The sequence below is a fragment of the Ruegeria sp. CDSC021 genome (assembly GCF_059610845.1).
The window spans coordinates 916,393-934,696 of record NZ_JBXWOK010000001.1 but is presented as its reverse complement, the minus strand read 5'-3'; the positions used below and the strand labels follow the sequence as shown (position 1 = coordinate 934,696).

General features: G+C 55.6%; 18 protein-coding genes and 1 tRNA gene. 11 read left to right on the top strand and 8 right to left on the bottom strand.

The window, feature by feature from the left end; all coding sequences use genetic code 11:
- Window positions 1–12: 12 nt before the first annotated feature.
- Window positions 13–1,686, bottom strand: coding sequence for a cytochrome c oxidase subunit I (gene ctaD, locus AC2FGB_RS04655; protein ID WP_142634476.1), 1,674 nt, complete (start codon window positions 1,684–1,686; stop codon window positions 13–15).
- A gap of 188 nt (window positions 1,687–1,874) precedes the next feature.
- Here ctaD and AC2FGB_RS04650 point away from each other — a divergent pair, with 188 nt between their 5' ends.
- Both AC2FGB_RS04650 and AC2FGB_RS04645 read left to right on the top strand, forming a co-directional pair.
- The gene (locus tag AC2FGB_RS04650; RefSeq protein ID WP_496693296.1) at window positions 1,875–2,630 is read left to right on the top strand and encodes a glutathione S-transferase family protein; all 756 of its coding nucleotides are present in this window, start codon (window positions 1,875–1,877) and stop codon (window positions 2,628–2,630) included.
- A gap of 81 nt (window positions 2,631–2,711) precedes the next feature.
- Window positions 2,712–3,131, top strand: a complete 420-nt coding sequence (locus AC2FGB_RS04645; protein WP_281994787.1) for an HIT family protein — start codon at window positions 2,712–2,714, stop codon at window positions 3,129–3,131.
- Window positions 3,132–3,146: 15 nt separating this feature from the next.
- Here AC2FGB_RS04645 and AC2FGB_RS04640 read toward each other — a convergent pair whose 3' ends face one another.
- Window positions 3,147–3,560: a MerR family transcriptional regulator gene (locus tag AC2FGB_RS04640; RefSeq protein WP_281972282.1), complete on the bottom strand. Its 414-nt coding sequence runs from the start codon at window positions 3,558–3,560 to the stop codon at window positions 3,147–3,149.
- A gap of 81 nt (window positions 3,561–3,641) precedes the next feature.
- On the opposite strand from AC2FGB_RS04640, the gene AC2FGB_RS04635 reads away from it, so the two are divergent.
- Window positions 3,642–4,568, top strand: a complete 927-nt coding sequence (locus AC2FGB_RS04635; protein ID WP_496693295.1) for a cation diffusion facilitator family transporter — start codon at window positions 3,642–3,644, stop codon at window positions 4,566–4,568.
- Window positions 4,569–4,860: 292 nt separating this feature from the next.
- On the opposite strand, the gene lipB is transcribed toward AC2FGB_RS04635, so the two are convergent.
- Both lipB and AC2FGB_RS04625 read right to left on the bottom strand, forming a co-directional pair.
- On the bottom strand, window positions 4,861–5,520 hold the full coding sequence (gene lipB / locus AC2FGB_RS04630; RefSeq protein ID WP_271946447.1) for a lipoyl(octanoyl) transferase LipB: 660 nt from the start codon (window positions 5,518–5,520) through the stop codon (window positions 4,861–4,863).
- A gap of 38 nt (window positions 5,521–5,558) precedes the next feature.
- Window positions 5,559–6,218, bottom strand: a complete 660-nt coding sequence (locus tag AC2FGB_RS04625) for a DsbA family oxidoreductase (RefSeq protein WP_496693294.1) — start codon at window positions 6,216–6,218, stop codon at window positions 5,559–5,561.
- Window positions 6,219–6,360: 142 nt separating this feature from the next.
- Here AC2FGB_RS04625 and AC2FGB_RS04620 point away from each other — a divergent pair.
- A tRNA-Leu gene (locus AC2FGB_RS04620) sits at window positions 6,361–6,447 on the top strand.
- Between the two features lie 160 nt (window positions 6,448–6,607).
- Here AC2FGB_RS04620 and AC2FGB_RS04615 read toward each other — a convergent pair.
- From AC2FGB_RS04615 to AC2FGB_RS04600, 4 genes are read right to left on the bottom strand one after another with little or no spacing between them, the layout of a single operon-like run.
- Window positions 6,608–7,378 (bottom strand): ABC transporter permease, encoded by a 771-nt coding sequence (locus AC2FGB_RS04615; protein WP_425595839.1) that lies wholly within the window; start codon window positions 7,376–7,378, stop codon window positions 6,608–6,610.
- A complete protein-coding gene (locus tag AC2FGB_RS04610) occupies window positions 7,378–8,091 on the bottom strand; it encodes an ABC transporter permease (protein ID WP_425471964.1) in 714 nt (237 codons plus the stop codon). The genes AC2FGB_RS04615 and AC2FGB_RS04610 overlap by 1 nt, the downstream gene beginning before the upstream one ends.
- Before the next feature lie 47 nt (window positions 8,092–8,138).
- Window positions 8,139–8,912 (bottom strand): transporter substrate-binding domain-containing protein, encoded by a 774-nt coding sequence (locus tag AC2FGB_RS04605; protein ID WP_281994770.1) that lies wholly within the window; start codon window positions 8,910–8,912, stop codon window positions 8,139–8,141.
- A gap of 31 nt (window positions 8,913–8,943) precedes the next feature.
- Entirely contained in the window at window positions 8,944–9,720 is a 777-nt protein-coding gene (locus tag AC2FGB_RS04600) for an ABC transporter ATP-binding protein (protein ID WP_142634458.1), read from the bottom strand.
- 96 nt (window positions 9,721–9,816) lie between these two features.
- Here AC2FGB_RS04600 and AC2FGB_RS04595 point away from each other — a divergent pair, with 96 nt between their 5' ends.
- The 7 genes from AC2FGB_RS04595 to AC2FGB_RS04565 all read left to right on the top strand — a co-directional run bounded on the left by AC2FGB_RS04595 (window position 9,817) and on the right by AC2FGB_RS04565 (window position 18,250).
- Window positions 9,817–10,467: a TetR/AcrR family transcriptional regulator gene (locus AC2FGB_RS04595; protein ID WP_281994769.1), complete on the top strand. Its 651-nt coding sequence runs from the start codon at window positions 9,817–9,819 to the stop codon at window positions 10,465–10,467.
- Window positions 10,464–11,651 carry a pyridoxal phosphate-dependent aminotransferase gene (locus AC2FGB_RS04590; protein ID WP_496687578.1) on the top strand — a complete coding sequence of 396 codons (1,188 nt, stop codon included), beginning with the start codon at window positions 10,464–10,466 and terminating at the stop codon, window positions 11,649–11,651. Before AC2FGB_RS04595 ends, AC2FGB_RS04590 begins: the two co-directional genes overlap by 4 nt.
- Entirely contained in the window at window positions 11,648–13,243 is a 1,596-nt protein-coding gene (locus AC2FGB_RS04585) for a 5-guanidino-2-oxopentanoate decarboxylase (protein WP_496693293.1), read from the top strand. The genes AC2FGB_RS04590 and AC2FGB_RS04585 overlap by 4 nt, the downstream gene beginning before the upstream one ends.
- 18 nt (window positions 13,244–13,261) lie before the next feature.
- Window positions 13,262–14,044: a dimethylarginine dimethylaminohydrolase family protein gene (locus AC2FGB_RS04580; RefSeq protein ID WP_281972275.1), complete on the top strand. Its 783-nt coding sequence runs from the start codon at window positions 13,262–13,264 to the stop codon at window positions 14,042–14,044.
- A gap of 266 nt (window positions 14,045–14,310) precedes the next feature.
- Window positions 14,311–15,294: a glycosyltransferase family 2 protein gene (locus tag AC2FGB_RS04575; protein WP_496687582.1), complete on the top strand. Its 984-nt coding sequence runs from the start codon at window positions 14,311–14,313 to the stop codon at window positions 15,292–15,294.
- Between the two features lie 5 nt (window positions 15,295–15,299).
- Window positions 15,300–16,235: a hypothetical protein gene (locus AC2FGB_RS04570; RefSeq protein WP_496687585.1), complete on the top strand. Its 936-nt coding sequence runs from the start codon at window positions 15,300–15,302 to the stop codon at window positions 16,233–16,235.
- Window positions 16,232–18,250, top strand: coding sequence for a hypothetical protein (locus AC2FGB_RS04565; RefSeq protein ID WP_496693292.1), 2,019 nt, complete (start codon window positions 16,232–16,234; stop codon window positions 18,248–18,250). The genes AC2FGB_RS04570 and AC2FGB_RS04565 overlap by 4 nt, the downstream gene beginning before the upstream one ends.
- Window positions 18,251–18,304 lie beyond the last annotated feature (54 nt).

The window sequence follows — 18,304 nt, the reverse complement described above, 5'->3', positions numbered from 1 at the left end:
GGTTCAGAGGGATCAGTGCGCGTGGCCCTTGTCCCAGTCTTCTTGCTTGGGCAGCTGCTCGAACGTGTGTTCGGGCGGCGGCGAGGGCAGCGTCCATTCCAGCGTATCCGCGTATTCGTTCCACGGGTTGTTCCGGGTCTCACGTGCGCCACGGAACAAGGCGTAGAACACGATACCAAAGAACAGCAGGAACGAGGCGAAGGATACAAAGGCGCCAATCGACGAGACATAGTTCCACTGCGCGAACGCTTCGGGATAATCGATGTAGCGACGTGGCATGCCCTGACGGCCCAGGAAGTGCTGGGGGAAGAAGGTCAGGTTGGCGCCGATGAAGAACAGCCAGAAGTGAACCTTGCCCCAGAACTCTGAATACTGACGGCCTGTCATCTTGGAGAAGTAGAAGTAGATTCCGGCAAAGATCGCAAACACTGCGCCCAGCGACATCACATAGTGGAAGTGTGCAACCACATAATATGTGTCGTGATAGGCGCGGTCGATACCGGCCTGCGACAGAACCACACCGGTCACACCGCCAACGGTGAACAGGAACAGGAAACCGAAAGCAAACAGCATCGGTGTCTTGAACTCGATCGAGCCGCCCCACATGGTTGCGATCCACGAGAAGACCTTAACGCCGGTAGGAACCGCGATGACCATCGTTGCCAGCATGAAGTAGGCTTGCTGCTGGACCGACATGCCGACTGTGTACATGTGGTGTGCCCACACGACAAAGCCCAGTACACCGATCGCAATAAGTGCCCAAACCATCGGCAGGTAACCGAAGACTGGCTTGCGCGAGAAGGTCGCGATGATGTGGCTGATAAGGCCAAATCCAGGTAGGATCACGATGTACACTTCTGGGTGGCCAAAGAACCACAGGATGTGCTGATACAGGATTGGATCACCACCACCGGCCGGATCAAAGAAGGTGAAACCAAAGTTGCGGTCCATTAGCAACATGGTGATCGCACCTGCCAAAACCGGCAGCGACAGAAGAATCAGCCACGAGGTGATGAAGATCGACCAACTGAACAGCGGCACCTTGAACAGGGTCATGCCCGGGGCACGCATGTTCAGGAAGGTGGTGATCATGTTGATCGCGCCGAGGATCGAGGAGGCGCCCGATACGTGCACGGCAAAGATCGCGAGGTCCATGGACATTCCGCCCTCGCTCGTCGACAGCGGCGGGTACAGAACCCAGCCGACGCCCGAACCAAGCTGGTCGTTACCACCGGGGCTCAGCAGCGAGGCCACGCCCAGCGAAGTACCGGCGACATAGAGCCAGAAGGACAAGTTGTTCATCCGCGGGAACGCCATGTCCGGCGCGCCAATCTGCAACGGCATGAAATAGTTGCCAAATCCGCCGAATAGGGCAGGGATGACCACGAAGAACATCATCAGAACACCGTGATAGGTGATCATCACGTTCCACAAATGCCCGTTCGGAGTGCAGAGCTCGGCACCGCTGCCGAACAAGCGGAACCCTTCCATGCACATGTGCTGTACCCCGGGCTCCATCAGTTCGATCCGCATGATAACAGTCATCAGAACCGAGATTAGACCGGCCAGGGCCGAGACGATCAGGTACAGAATCCCGATGTCCTTGTGGTTGGTCGACATGAACCAGCGGGTAAAGAACCCGCGCTGGTCTTCATGGTCGTGACCATGAATGGCTGCGTCTGCCATTAGGTGCCTCCTGTTGCAACTACACCGCGCTGTCGGACCTCTCCAACGCGCGGGATTCCTGCTGGTTTTAGATTGCGTGGGGGCGACCTTCAATGGTCGAGTTTGATCTGGATCAAGATTAATTGTCGCGGGTGCCGGTTGCAGGGCTTCGAAAAAGAGCACAACTTTCGGCAAATGGAGGAGACCGGATGGTTCTGAACTACGTGACGACCGAAAAGGCTCAGGCGGCCACCGGGCTACGCATGATCGTTGTCGGAGGTGTGCCAAGCCCTTGGAGCGAAGCCGCAAAGGGTATTTTTTACGTAAAGCGTCTGCCTTGGGTGCCAGTTTATCTGGACCATCAGGACCGGGCGCAGACCATCTGGGCGCAAACGGACAGCGCACCGGTTGTGTTCTGGAAAGATGAAGTACCGCTTTCCGAAAAGGCCGATATTGTCGCCTTGGCACAACGAATCGCGCCTGAACCAGATTTGTTGCCAGCATCAATGGCGCCCGACATTCTCGCCTTCATTGACTTACTTACGGCCCCAAATGGATTGGGCTGGCAAAGGCGGCTTCAGCAAATCCATGCTGGTATGCGAGGCCAAGAAGGTGGGTTCCATCCCAAGATTGCCGACTATCTTGGCAAGAAATACGGCTATGATACAGAAGCAGGTGAAATGGCTGCCGGTCGCGCTGATGGGATATTGAAACGCGTCAGCAGCAAGCTCGCAGAAGGTGGTGATTTTCTGTTTGGCAACACGCTCACTGCAGCAGATATTTATTGCGCTGCCTTCATGGCTTTGTTCGCACCGTTGCCGGAAGAGTTGTGTGCAATGCGGCCGAGTACCCGAAGGGTTTTCGAGCATATATTCGATCCTGTACGGGATACTCTTTCGGCAGGTTTGCTGTTGCATCGGGACAGGGTATACCGCGATTTTCTGGAAACACCCTTGTCGCTTTGATCGCATGTGCATTGCGTCTTGACCGCCAAGATGCGGCACCGCACAAACACCTCATGAAAAACGTCCAAACGGAGGCCGAGTATGTCTGCCTATGATCCCGATAACATTTTCGCCAAAATCCTGCGTGGTGAAATCCCTGCAAACCGGGTCTATGAAGACGACGACACACTGGCCTTCATGGACATCATGCCGCGCACGGACGGGCATCTGCTGGTGATCCCGAAAACGCCTTGTCGCAACGTGCTGGATGCCAGCCCAGAACAGCTTGCTTCTGTGATCTCAACGGTTCAGAAGATGGCGCAGGCGGTGAAAGCGGCCTTTGATGCGGATGGCGTCACCATCCAGCAGTTCAACGAGGCTGCAGGCGGGCAAGAAGTGTTTCATCTGCATTTTCACGTTCTGCCGCGGCACGAAGGCGTTTCGATGCGACCACCGGGCAATATGGGTGATTTTGACCTGATCGCTGAACACGCCGGTAAAATCAAAGACACGCTGGCCTGATCACCCGCTACAGGATCAGTGCGATCCAAGGCATTTGCTATGGTCGCCAAACGCGTTCAGCACTTCACATACATGGTCGTGGGTGCCGTCACAGGCGGCTGTGATGCGTTCCAGTTCGGCCTCAAGGCTGCGCAGCAATGTTATCCGGTTGCGCAGTTCAGTCAGCTGACGATCCGCGATTTCATGAACATGGTCCAGATCCGCCCCCTGCGCCCCTTCCAAAGAAAGCAACGCCTCGACATCCGGCAAAGGCAGGCCCAGATCACGCGAGTGGCGGATAAATTGGAGGCGTTTCAGAGCAGTCTCGTCATATCTGCGCTGATTGCCCGCCGTCCGATACGGCTTGGCCAACAAGCCTTTTTCCTCATAGAAACGGATCGTGGGCACCTTGACCCCGGTTTGCCGCGACAAATCTCCGATTGAGTACATTTTGTGCTTTTTGCCTCTTGAACCTCTAGTGACTAGAGGAATTACATAGGATGGCAGTTCAAAACAAGGATCTGATCTGCCATGTCACATAACCACACCCACTCTCACATTGATCCTAATGCCGGTGACCGGAGGGTGGTCGGAGCGATCGGCGTCAATATGGTATTGACGCTTGCACAAATAGTGGGGGGCATTTTGTCTGGCTCACTGGCCTTGATCGCAGATGCCTTGCATAATTTTTCAGATGCCATCGCGCTGATCATCGCGTTTTTCGCTCGTAAGATTGCTCGACGCTTGGCAGATCCACGGATGAGCTTTGGTTATGGCCGGGCAGAGGTTGTGGCCGCTCTTGTTAACTACACCATTCTTGTCGTTCTGGCCGTTTATCTGATGTACGAAGGTGTCATGCGGTTTATAGAGCCCGAACCGGTGAATGGCTGGATCGTCGTCTGGATCGCAGTGCTGGCCCTGATCGTCGATCTGATCACGGCTGTCCTGACCTATTCGATGGCAAAGGACAGCATGAATATCCGGGCCGCCTTTCTGCACAACGTGGCAGATGCCTTAGGCTCATTGGCCGTGATCGTCGCCGGAACCTTGGTTATCCTGTTCAACTGGACCTGGGTGGACCCGGCCGTGACCATCATGATCTCGGTCTACATCCTTTGGCATGTGAAATCTGAAATTGGCGAAACCATTCACGTCTTGATGTTGGGTGCACCATCCGACCTTGACCCAGAAGAGGTCGCTTCGATGATCGAGGCCACCGAGGGCGTTGTTTCGGTCCATCACGTTCATCTGTGGAGTATGCAGGAGCATGAACCTGCCCTGACTGCACATGTGGTTGCGACCAGCCACGCAGACGAAGATGCCAGGTGGCTTTCCACAACCATCAAGAATGCGCTGCAGGATCAGTTCGGGATCGGCCATGCAACGCTTGAAATTGAAAGTGGGGAAGAGGTTTGTGGCCATCCGGCCCGGTTTGGACATGACAAACACGAGCACTAAAAAAGAAATTGCCGTTCCGATTTGGGGTCGGAACGGCAGACTCGTAACCAAAACACAAACCTGTTTTCCCAGGGTATACCTGCGATCACCGGCTTAACACACCACTCACTCTAGAACGGTAAATTCATACTAGGCGTTAATGGGACCCAAGTATTCATATTTGTGAAATTTAACTAGATTCCGTCGGAAACCAGACGGACCAATCGGGAATTGTTTCCAAATTATGAAGCAGAGCGGATCTGACGGCTGGATTGTAGTCGGTGCCGGGCTGTTTTTCGATTCGTGATCCGAGTTAATCCGCCCCCGCGGGTCCAAAAACCTCAGCGAATGTTTTTCTAAGCGCGTTGTCCACATCATCCATCGCGACCGGAAGACCCAGATCGACCAGAGAAGTCACGCCATGGTTCGAGATGCCGCAGGGTACGATCCCAGAGAAATGGCTCAAATCCGGTTCGACATTGATCGAGATGCCGTGAAAGCTGACCCATTTACGCAATCGCAGGCCGATCGCCGCGACTTTGTCCTCGGCTTTTTCGCCTGCAGGCGTCAGCGGCTTGTCATCCCGTTGCACCCAGACACCAACACGGCCGTCGCGGATTTGCCCGGTCACGTTGAACTCGGCCAAAGCTGCGATCACCCAATTCTCAAGCTGCTTTACAAACTTGCGCACATCCCTGCCGCGTTTGTTCAGGTCCAGCATGACATAAGCAACGCGCTGCCCCGGACCATGATAGGTGTATTCACCACCGCGTTTTGACGTATAGACTGGAAATCTGTCCGGGTCTTTCAGGTCTTCGACCTTGGCTGAAGTGCCCGCTGTGTACAGGGCAGGGTGCTCAAGTAGCCAGATACACTCATCCGCCTCACCCGCCGCGATATCGGCCACGCGCGCCTCCATAAAGGCGATGGCCTCATCATAGTCGGTCAATCCGTCAGTAATCTTCCATTCCATGTCGGCTCCTTAGCGGCTGGATGCATGGATGGAAAGACCTAGGCTGCTTCGGTCAAACAGCGCTGCAGGACCTGTGTATAGCTGTCCGCTCCCTGCGCCCCAGTCAGCAAGTACTTTCCGCCAAACACCATTGCGGGAACGCCGGAAATACCACGACTGGTCCAGTATTGCTGTTTCTCTCGAACCGGCGCGGCATGAGCACCTGATTCAAGCATCGTGCGCGCAGCATTCCGATCCAGACCGGCAGTTTCCGCGGCCTCAAGCAGAACTTCAATATTCGAAACGTCCATTTGCTTGGTGAAATAGGCCTCGAACAAGGCCAGTTTCAGTGGATGCTGGCGACCCTGAGCCTCGGCCCAGTCAAGAAGCTGATGCGCGGCAAATGTGTTTACGATGCGACTTTCTTCATCAAAGGCGAAGGTAAAGCCCAAGTCAGCCCCGATTTGCGTCAATCGATCCCGCATCGCTTGGCTTTGTTCCGTCGAGGAGCCGTATTTCTCGGCAATGTGCTCACGCAGGTTCTGACCCTCGGGCGCCATGTTTGGGTTCAATTCGAACGGATGCCAGCGCAGCTTTGCCAGAATATTTTGCTGTTTGAGCGCCAGATCCAACTGCTGGAATCCAACAATGCACCAGGGGCAAACCACATCCGAGACTATGTCGATCTGAACGATGGGGCGAGGGTCGGGCGAGGTCATGGCGGGGCTCCTGACGGGGTCATTTGGACGACAACCTGTTAAAGATAAGAGCGCCGAATGGGAATTCAAACCAACGTGATTTTTGCCTCTTCACATCTTGATCATCAAGGTCTATACGCCCCACTACCAAGTCACTAACAGTGCGGTCGTGGCGGAATTGGTAGACGCGCAGCGTTGAGGTCGCTGTGGGGTAACACCCGTGGAAGTTCGAGTCTTCTCGACCGCACCAAGTGATTGGATTTCATTCTTTTTAGGCCGAAATTCGCGACGCTCTGGGCGCCTTCAATCAACGATGCGAAAGCCGCCCACAAGTAGACAGCTGACAAGGACAGGTAGCTGGATAACTGTCCGATCTTAGAATTCAGGTTGTAGAACTATTCGGCGTCGACTTACCGGGCAGGGACCTGCAATTCAATTCGCCGGAATATCAGCGTGATGATGCCTGCAATGATCAGATAGATCAGCGCCAACAGCAACAATGGCTCATAGACAACAAAGGTGTCCGCCCGAATTCTGGACGACACAGCGTAGATCTCAACCACTGTTATCGTCGCCACCAGCGGGGTTGCTTTCAGCTGTAGGATCGTCTCACCGCCTAGTGTCGGCAGCACGCTGCGAATGGCCTGAGGCAGCCAGATCCTGCGGAACATGGTAAACCGAGGCATGCCAAAGGATTGCGCCGCTTCGAGTTGACCCTTCTTAACGCTGGCAAAGGCACCGCGCATGATTTCGCCCTCGTAGCCCGCGTAAGACAGGGTCAGGGCCAGAACCGCATAGGGCCAAGCCTGTCGCAGATAGGGCCACAGCTCGCTGCCGCGTATCCATGGAATCTGAGGGAAAAGCGATCCAAGCCCATAGTACAACAGCCAGATTTGCAGAAGAATTGGGGTGCCGCGAATGACGGTGCAGAACACTTTTGCCGGTGCCGAAAGGTACCAGGGACCAATCGCCTGAGCGAGACCCAGTGGAACGGCGAGCAAGAACCCAAGCACACAGGTGACGGCCAACAGCCAAATGGTCCTCCACAGACCTTCAAGCGCCAGCGGGGCATAGGTTGGAATCCAATCCCAGCGCAGTGAGACGGCGCACCAGATAACGAAAGCAGCAAAAAGTGCCATCAGCACGATCCGATGCGGCTGCATGAGTGCTCGCCAGTCCATTATCGGCTTCCTCCCTTCAGCGAAGGCTGCCCACGACGGGCCCATTTCTCGATACGCGCGAACACGACACCGGAACAAAGCGTGACGATCAAGTACAAGGCACCTGCAGCAAGGAAGAAGGTGAAATAGGCGCGCGTACTGGCGGCAGCCTGACGGGTTTCCAGCGTCAATTCGCTAAATCCGACAATGGCCAGAAGGGCTGTATCTTTAGTTGCAATGAGCCACAGATTGGCCAGGCCAGGCGTGGCAAAAGACATCATCGCCGGTATCGTCACCCGTCGCATGAGCAAAAGAGAGGGCATGCCATAGGCACGGGCGGCTTCGATCTGACCAGTAGGAACCGCTTGAATCGCCCCCCTGAGGACCTCGGTCGCATAGGCGCCCTGAACAATGCCCAAAACCCAGATGCCGGCAACGACGCCGCTGATTTCGACGCGGTCATACCCCATTGCCTGCGCGGCCTGATTGATCAGGTCGGTCCCGACGTAATACAGGATCAGGATCAGCACCAGTTCAGGCACGGCGCGCATTACAGTCGTATATATGCCGAGCAGGTCACGTGTGACCGGCCCGCCATATAGTTTTCCATAGGCCCCGAAAAGCCCGATGATCAACCCGAACCCGAACGCTCCAAAAGCGATCTGCAACGAGTTAGCGAGGCCACGCAGAAGGTTGCCGCCCCATCCCGGAGGACTAAGGGCAAGCAACTCCATGCTTTGGGCCAAACCCAGGCTTTCGAGGATAGCTTCCACGGCGAACCTTACTCGCTATAGATGCTGGCTGTGAAATAGCGCGAGGTGATTTCGTCATGCGTGCCGTCGGCAAGAATTGCCGCGATACCCGCATTCAGCTTTTCACGCAGCGCGTCATCGCCCTTGCGGACACCCGCGCCGACGCCGCGACCCAGGATCGAGACGTCATTTTCGACCGCGCCTTTGATTTCACAGCAGGCACCAGTGTCAGAAGAGACAAAATCTGCCATGGCGATGCTGTCGGCCTGGGTCGCGTCGATACGGCCGGCGAACAGATCCTGGTTGGCTTCGTCCTGAGTCTGATACACCCGGATTTCTGCCGCATCCTTGAAATGCTCGTTGGCATAGGCCTGATGGATCGTGGACGCCTGAATGCCGATGATTTTACCGGCCAGAGATTCTGGTGTCGGTTCAATGTCCATCGACTTGTCGGCGACGATAACGGCCGGAGTGTTGTAGTAAGGGTCGCTGAAATCGATCGTTTTCATGCGCTCTTCGGTGATCGACATCGACGCCATCAGTGCATCAATCTGCTGACCGGTCAGTGATGGGATGATCCCGTCCCACGCAACCGGAGTGATCACACATTCAAGCTGGGCCGCGGCACAGACCGCATCAATAACCTCGACCTCCCAGCCGACCCATTTGCCAGACGCATCCAGCGATGCGAACGGCGGATAAGGCTCGGCGGCGATCCCGATCTTGACTTCATCTGCGCTTGCCGTTCCGGCAGAAAGCACAGCGGCAGCCATGGCGGCCACGATTAGCTTTTTGTTTTTCATTGATATTCTCCCTGTTTGATATTTTGTTCGTTCAGCCGACTGATTTTAGGAATTGTTGCAGCCGTGCGGATTTAGGATTGTCGAAAAGTTCGTCGGGTGGCCCCTGTTCCTCAATCTTTCCTTCGAAAAGATACACAACATGGGTCGCAACCTCGCGCGCAAACTTCATCTCATGCGTGACCAGCAACATGGTTCGGCCCTCGGCCGCCAGATCGCGAATTACGGTCAGCACTTCACCAACAAGTTCAGGATCTAACGCGCTGGTTGGCTCGTCAAACAACATTACGCTGGGATCAACGGCAAGAGCACGCGCAATCGCAGCGCGCTGTTGCTGACCGCCTGACAGAAAGGAAGGGAAGGTATCCGCCTTGTCGCCAAGCCCAACGCGCTCCAGCAACTGGTGCGCGCGCTTGATCGCCTCGTCCCGCGGTACTTTCAGCACGTGAACGGGCACTTCGATGACATTTTCCAGCAGCGTCCGGTGGGTCCAAAGGTTGAAGGCCTGAAACACCATTGCCAGTCGGGTGCGGATGCGTTCCAGCTGACGCCGGTCCTTAGGCGTGCCATCCGGGCGCATCTCAATCGGCTCGCCGTTTACGACGATTTCTCCGGAACTGGGCGTTTCAAGGAAATTGATACAGCGAAGGAACGTGGATTTCCCCGAACCGCTGCCTCCGATGATGGCGACGACATCACCCTGATGGGCAGTAAGTGAAACGCCTTTGAGAACTTCGAGCGAGCCAAAAGACTTGTGCAAGTCAGTGACCCGAATGGCTTCATCCGGCGTGGTTTCTGGGTCAGCGTTCATTTTGCAGTTTCATCCCTCTCAACCGTTTTTTTACTTGCAGCTTTAGCAAATCCCTACAATTATGCAACTGTATAATTATAATTTCTGGAAAGATAGATGTCGGATCACGCAACAAAATTCAAGCGAGAACCCGCGGAGCAGCGCAAAGAGGCGTTGATCCAGGCCACGCTGTCTTTGATAGCTGAGCAAGGTTTGCAAGGTGCGACCGTTCGGGCGATTGCCGAGCGGGCCAGTGTAACTCAGGGTCTGATCCGGCACTATTTTTCTTCGAAAGAAGATTTAATTACAGCAGCTTATGACTTTCATATGCGGCGACTGACGGATTTGACGTCGGCCCCTGCAGACGGAGATTATAGCACAGCCAGATTGCGGCTGGCGACGTTTGTAACGACCGGGCTGACCCATCCGGTGGTCGATCCGGGGTCAGTGTCCCTATGGGCGGGCTTTTTGAACAAAGTTCTGGCGGACGACAAAATGCAAGCGATCCACGAACAGACATATCGGGATTTTCGTGACCGCTTGGAATCACTCATTGCAGATGCGCTGAACGAGGTAGGCATACCAGCCAGCCCGGCGGAACTGCGCAGGTTGGCTATCGCATGCAACGCCGTGGTCGACGGCTTGTGGATGGAAGGCGGCGCCCTGCCATACGCCTTTGAGCCGGATGAGCTGCCCAAGATTGGGCTGGCTTCGGTTGGGGCAATTATCGGTGTTGAATTGACGGATCTTGAGCAGAGGCAGACATGAAGAAAACAGCGATTACCGAACGCCTTGCCGGCCTGGGTGGCGCCAAATGGGAAGTTTATCTCAAGGCCAAAGAACTTGTCGAGCAGGGGCGGGATATCATCGAATTGACCATTGGCGAGCCGGATGTGCCAACGCCCACCGAACTGGTGGAAAGCGCTGTGGACGCTTTGCGCGCCGGGCGAACCACCTACTCCAATGGGCGTGGTGAGGCTGGACTGCGCTCTGCACTGGCCGATCGTTATTCGGCCAGATCCGGGCGCACGATCACGGATAATCAAGTGCTGTGTTTTCCAGGCACCCAGACCTCGCTTTTTACCGTCCTGATGGGCGTGGCCGAGGCGGGTTGTGAGGTGCTGGTGGGCGATCCGATGTATGCAACCTATCAAGGTGTGGTACGCGCAAGCGGTGCGGATATTGTGCCGGTTCCATTGCGGCCGGAAAACGGTTTTCGTATTTCTGCGGATGATATCGCGGACAGGATTACCGCGAAGACCACTGCGCTATTGTTGACCACACCGCATAATCCTACCGGGTCGATCCTGACACGCGAAGACATCGACGCAATCGGCAAGCTGGCTATCGAGCATGATCTATGGATCATTTCTGATGAGGTTTATGAAGAACTGATCTTTGACGGATCTGTGTTTTCCTCACCCCTGTCGCGGTCCGAGCTAGCGGATCGGGTAATCGTCGTCTCTTCGATATCAAAATCCCATGCCGCCCCCGGATTCCGCAGCGGTTGGTGCATTGGTCCCGAGGAATTTACCGCGCGCCTTTTGTCGCTGTCGGAAACCATGCTGTTTGGAAATCAGCCCTTCATCGCCGACATGACCGAGACGGCTATTCGCAACGGTTCAACCGTGGCTGAAGGCATGGCGCAACGGTACGCCCGCCGCGCCCGGATGCTGAACGACAGGCTGCCGAACGAGACACATCTGCGTGTGCATCTTCCACAGGCAGGTATGTTTGCGATGATTGATGTCTCGGCCACAGGGATGAATGGAAACGAGTACGCCTTTCATCTGCTCGAACATGGCAAAGTCGCGGTGATGCCGGGGCCGTCTTTCGGTGACACGGTTGATGACTGGGTCCGTATCGCGCTGACGGTGGACGACGCGATCTTTACCGAAGCCTGTGACCGGATCGTTGCCCACGCGACCCAACTGCAACTGGAAAACGCATGACAAGCATTGGTGAGGCGCTGGTTGATCAACTGGTCAGGCGCGATGTGGATACCGTGTTTGGCATCCCCGGCGTCCATACGGTCGAACTGTACCGCGGGCTGGCCGCATCGGGCATTCGCCATGTCACCCCACGACACGAGCAGGGGGCAGGGTTCATGGCTGATGGCTATGCCAGGGTATCCGGCAAGCCCGGCGTGGCCTTTGTGATTACCGGCCCCGGTCTGACCAATACACTCACGGCGATGGGGCAGGCTCGGGCAGACAGCGTTCCGATGCTGGTGGTGTCGGGGGTCAACACGTTGTCCAGTCTTGGCAAAGGGCTTGGTCACTTGCATGAGTTACCGGATCAACGAGCGATGGCGCGAACAGTCGCTCTGTCATCGGACCGAGTTGAAAAGTCAGTTGAACTAGCAGCCGCGTTGGACCGCGCCTTCGCCCTGTTTCAATCCGGTCGCCCAGGGCCAACACATATCGAAATCCCGCTAGACGTTGCGGGGGACGAGTTTGCTGGTCCGACCGATGCTGCGAAAGGTCCCGTCGATAAGTCTCTTGATCCGGCGCTTCTTGACCGTGCTGCCAAGCTACTGGGGTCGGCAAAAGCGCCGGTCATTCTGGTCGGCGGAGGTGGGCGCAGCGCCGGCAGGTCGATCCGGCAGCTGGCCGAAGCGCTGGATGCGCCGGTTGTTCAAACCGTGAATGCGCGCGGGTTGATGTACGATCACCCGTTGAGTGTACCAGCAAGCCCGAGCCTGAATTCAGTGCGTGCTTTGATCGAACAGGCCGACGTGGTTCTGGCTTTGGGGACTGAGCTGGGCCAGACGGACTACGATATGTACGCCACCGGCACGATGGCTGAAATGCCATACCTGATCCGTGTGGACCTATGCCCCGATCAGCTGAAGCGCCACGCGGCGGACATTGCCATTGTTGGTGATGCGGCGATGGCAGCGGCCGAGCTTGTGGATCGGTTTGCCGCATCGCCCAAGTCGGCAAACGGTGCCGCGCGCGCGGCTACCTCGCGGCGGAACGCGGTCGAAGAAATCGGGCCGGAAATGCAGGCGTTACTGGCTGTGCTGAACGCCATGCGCGATGCAGTCCCTAACGCGATCATGGTGGGCGATTCTGCTTATCCGATCTATGCAGGAAACCTGTACTACGATCATGATCGGCCCGGCGGGTGGTTCAACGCCGCGACCGGGTTCGGAGCGCTTGGATATGGCATACCCGCCGCGATCGGCGCTGCATTGGCGGACCCTGACGCTCCGGTCATTTGTATCGCAGGCGACGGCGGGGCGCAGTTCAGCCTTCCTGAGCTGATGTGCGCCGTTGATGAAAAACTGCCGATCACCTTCGTGATCTGGAACAACCACGGCTATCAGGAAATCGCCACATCAATGCAGGCGGTCGGCGTGACCGTGCTGGGATGTGATCCGACCCCGCCGGATTTTGAAAGCGTCGCCCGATCTTGCGGCATGCCGTTCTGGCGCACTGGCCCCGACCCGTTGGACGTGGCCCAAGCTTTGTTGTCTGCACAATCCCAAGATGGCCCGCGGCTTGTTGAAATCCGCGCGCCCAACCAATCACACTCTTGATGAAAAGTGAGACCGAAAATGACTGACCCGACCTATGAATTCTCGCGCGCGATCACCCGTCGCCCAGCAGCGTCCATCACCGATGGTCTGCGTGCAGAAGATATCGGTACGCCGGACCTAGACCGAATGCTTGCATCTCATGCGCACTATGTCGAAACCCTCAAGAAAACCGGAGCAGAGGTTATCGAACTGGCTCCCCTTGAGACGTATCCGGATGCCGTCTTTGTCGAAGATACCACACTGTGTCTTCCTCAGGGTGCGGTGATGATGCGCCCCGGTGCACCCAGCCGCATGGGTGAGGTGGCCGAGATGGAGCCGACAATCCGCGGCGTTTATGACGAGGTTCGGCAGATCGCTGGGCCCGGCCATATTGAAGGCGGGGACATTCTGGTAACGGGTCGCGAAATTCTGGTTGGCCGGTCAGATCGGACCGATGCGGCCGGTGTCGCAGAGCTGACCGAAATCGTTTCCGACTGGGGCCACACCGTACGCGAGGTTTTTACACCACCGGGCGTGTTGCACTTCAAAACGGATTGTTCGTTGCTGGATGGGGAAACCATCCTGTCCACGAAACGGCTGGACGCATCCGGGTGCTTCGAAGGATATCGGGTTCTGCATGTGGCAGAAGGCGAAGAAGCCGCTGCAAACTCGATCCGGTTCAACCAATTTGTCCTGGCTCCGGCCGGCTTCCCGCGTACCACCGAGATGTTGCGCCAGAACGGCTATGATGTGGTTGAAATCGACAATGTGGAATGCGCCAAACTGGATGGCGGAATGTCATGTCTGTCGCTGAGATTCTGACCTGATTCACGACGATTCAGAACCGACTAACCTTGAACCAGCCAAATGCGTCCTGCTGCAACCAAAGAAAGAGTGGGCGCATTTTGGCGTGATTAAGGTTAGCCGCTTCAACCGCTTGGATATTCATTCGAAATAGTATGATCCCTATCCAGTGGGTGTAGCTTTGCACCAGTTTCGCGCAGTATTTCTTTTGCACCCAAATCCCATCTCGCTCGTGCTTGCCGGGTTGTGTATGACTTGGGCAAAGAAGTTATGGCAGGAAATACATGTCTCAGGCGCTCACCGTATTCACGACGATGAAGAACGAAGGCCCCTATATGCTGGAATGGGTAGCATTCCACAAAACACTGGGAGTCGATCACTTTGTGATCTTCACCAATAGCTGTGAAGACGGCACGGATGCCATTGCCCGCAGGCTGCAGGAATTGGGTCTTGCCACACATGTCCCGAACGAGGTCAAAGAAGGGGGAAACCCGCAGCATCAGATGCTACGGCGCGCGCGGCGTCAGCCCAAAGTGAAAGAGGCCGACTGGCTGATGTGTCTGGATGTTGATGAATTCTGGAACATCCGCTGCGGTGACAACAGCTTTGCGGCGCTGATCGCAGAAACCGAACAGCGGGCCGGAAAGCCGGTGGATGCGATCTCATTCGCGTGGAAATTGTTTGGTAGTTCGGGGAATATCAGCTTTGAAGACAAACCTGTGACCGAGTCCTTTTCGATGGGGGATCAGGAATTCCCGTATCATTCCGGCCGGGCCTATGGTCTGAAAACCCTGTTTCGTAACAACGGAAAATTTACGCGGTTCGGCCCGCATCGCCCGAAAGGGGTCGAAGAAGGGAAAGAAAGCGAAATCGCTTGGTCCGATGCAGGTGGCAGGCTGTTTCCGTCCGAGAAGGTCGGGTGGCGCGCATGGAGGAAATTTGATCATTCGCTGGGGCGGATTCATCACTATTCCGTCCGGTCTTTGGATGGGTTTCTGGTCAAAAGGGATCGGGGCCGGACCAATCATATCCGCGTAGACCAAGGGCAAGCCTATTGGCAGGACATGAATGCCAACAAAGAAACAGATCACTCGATACTGCCAGCAGCGCATCGCGCGGCCCCACTGCTGGCCGAACTGAAAGCCGATGAAGAACTCGGCCGCCTGCACGCGCAGGCATGTGACTGGCATCGCACCAAGATATCAGAGATCAAGTTGCGGCCTGACTGGGTGGATTTCCGCCTCTGGCTTGCGGAAAATCTGGTCTGATCACCATGGCAGAAGACCTTTCAAAAGAGCAGCTCAAGCCTGATCACCCCGATCGTAAGACGGGGTATGAACGGATTCTGACAGACCCTGCGCCCCCTTGGTTTGTCGAGCTGTATCCAGGTGGGGACGGGACCGGGTTTCTGCAAAAGCTGAACAGACACTCGGTTTTGTTTCACCAAAGGTCTGCGTCCCGGCTTGTGGTCAGCTTTGACAACATTGCCAATGCCAACGACCTGTCTTTTTCCCGCGAACCCTGGGGCTGGAAGTTCTTCCGTGACGAAGGCTGGTCCCATATGGGGATATTTGCGCGGACCAAAGCTTGGTACCGCGATCCCGAGATCATCTCGTATTTTCAGACCCAAGCGGATCAGGGTTTTTTTGCACAGTTTGATCAGGTTGTGTTTGCGGGCGCTTCGATGGGCGGATTTGGAGCGCTGACATTCTCGGCCCTTGTTCCCGGCGCCAATGTCATCGCTTTCAATCCGCAGACAACGCTGGATGAACGGCTGGTCCCGTGGGAGACCCGGTATCGGTTCGGGCAGGTGCAAGACTGGGATCTTCCCTTTAGCGATGCCGCGCAAACCGTTGAAAATGTGGGGATAGCCTACGTTTTCTATGATCCCTTTTTTGATCTTGATCGCCAGCAGGTGACGCGATTGAAAGGCGATAATGTCGTGCTGCTGAAGACATGGTTTTCAAACCATTTCGCGGCCCCGATGCTGCGCAAATTGGATATACTGAAGCCGGTTATGCTCGAGGCGATGGACGGCACACTGGAACCCCAGGCCTATTACCGGATGATGCGGGCACGGCGGCGACTGCCTTTGTATATGCGCGGGATCGAGGCGATTGGCGGCGAACGTCACCCACAGCTTGTTACGCAAGCAAGGCAGAGGTTCCGACGGCTGCGGCGCGCAGCCTTGGCCGAAGCAGCCTCATGAAGCCCGAAAAGGGGGTCTTTATCGGCCAGCGCAAAGACCGGATGGGTGCCCGGTTGCTGATGATGCTGACCTGCATCCGGTTGGCCGAGGATTTTGACACCAGCTATCGGGTCAACTGGTTTCCCAAAGGTGCGGATGCGCCAGAGCTGGACCAGCCGCAAGAATTGTTCTCACAAGAGTGGATGGATGAGCATTTCCTGAGCACCGAATCCTTTGATGCTCTAGGCGAGAACGCCCTGCCGATTTGGTCGTTTCAGGGCGATGCGACACCGGATCGGCTGATATCCCATCTGAATTCCGGCCGCTCTGTTGTCGTCGAGGAAGGCTTTGAGGTTCTGGCCTTTCAATGGGAAGATGTCGAGCAGATCCGCCCCCGGTACCGAGAGTTCATCCATCAGATCGGGTTCACGGATGAAATCCGGAACATTATGGAAAAGGCAGATGCCAAACTAAGTGGCAAGGGGGTGTCGGCCTATCACATTCGCCGTGGCGACATCCTGAATGGTCTGCCGTGGAAGCATACGACCTGGCCGGCAAAGATCGAACCGGAAGAACTGTATGCGGCACATCTTGAAAAAAACGCAGGGTGTGCCGCGATCATGTTTTCAGATCAGCCCGAGCTTGTGGCTCGATTCCAAGTGCAGTTTCCGCACCTTATGCAAATGTCAGATATCGCGGATCTTTCCAGTCTGACCCGCGCACAACGAGACTTTCTGGAACTCTATACCATGTCGCGCGCGGATCAGGTGATTGCACCGTTTATCTCGGCGTTTTCCATGGCAGCAGCGCGGATTTCCGGGCAACAAAGGAAGGTTTTTCGGGATGTTTTAGCGGAAAAGGACATCAACCAGGCCAACGAACAGATGATTGAACGGTTGCGCCTTGGCCCGGAAGAATTTCTGAATCTCTCAGAAGCCGCTCATATCTATTCCAAAGCGTCCTTTTATCTTCATGGTTTGGGCGCTGGAGATCGGGCTGAAGAGGCATTGGAACTCGTTCAGCCGCTGATGGATGCAGGTTCTGATAATGCCTTTGTGCCGCTGCTTCAGGCATTGAATTACTTTTACCTGAACCGATGGGCTGAAGCGTTGGAATTGACGGAAGAGGCCCTGAAGAACCCACATATCTGGCCGGAAGATTTTGCAGTCGCTACGGCACTAAAGGCAGCAATCTTGGGGGGGCAGAAAAAGCGCTGGATGGCAGCGCAAGTGCTTAGCCGGGCGTTCTGGACCAAGCCAATGCGCCCGGATGTCATCATATTTGGCTCTCGGCTTTTGTATCGCGATCAAATCGCCCATCGCGCTATGCCGCCGATAGATTGGGCAATGCAAAAGATTATTCGGAGGCCTTGGTTCAACTATAATTCCCACGTTGCCCAAAGAAAAGTTCTGGTGCGCTTGCCCTGTAATTTTGACCTGATCCTATTGGATTGGGCTAGTCTGTCCGTAGATCAAAGGGCGCGCCGTCTAACCTCCAACAGATCCCGTTTGCAGACTTTGGCTGACGGGCTGGAAAGCTCAACTCAGTTGCCCGAGGACGTTCGCATTTCCCGCGAAGACCCGCGCTTTGAAGGGGTCCAATCTTTGCTGCGTTTGCATTTGGGAGATACATCTTTGGCGCAGTCTTTGGATATTGCGCGGAAAGTGGCCAAGCGCCTTCCGGATAACCCGTTATACTTAAAGCGACTGGCCGAACTGTATGAGAAAGATGGAGATTTTGTAAACGGAAGGCTGGCCATGGCAGATGCGTTGGCCTGTGATCCGGGAAACCCATTTCTGGTCTTTGCGATGGGGCAATACCTTGAAAGGAACGGGGCCGAAGAACAGGGGCAAAACCAAATTATTCAGGCTGCGGAACTGGATGACAATACAGCGGCGATTCAAGGCGAGGCCGGCAGGATATATCTGCAACGAGGTGAAAAGCAGAATGCGCGCGTTCATCTTTCCAAGGCCCACGCGCTGTGCCCAACCCTGAAACGATATTCCAATCAGCTGAAACGTGCGGGTGGAAAATAGACGAATTTCTCTTGGTGACCGGCTTGAATACCGGTAGTTTGCGGTCAAAATCTT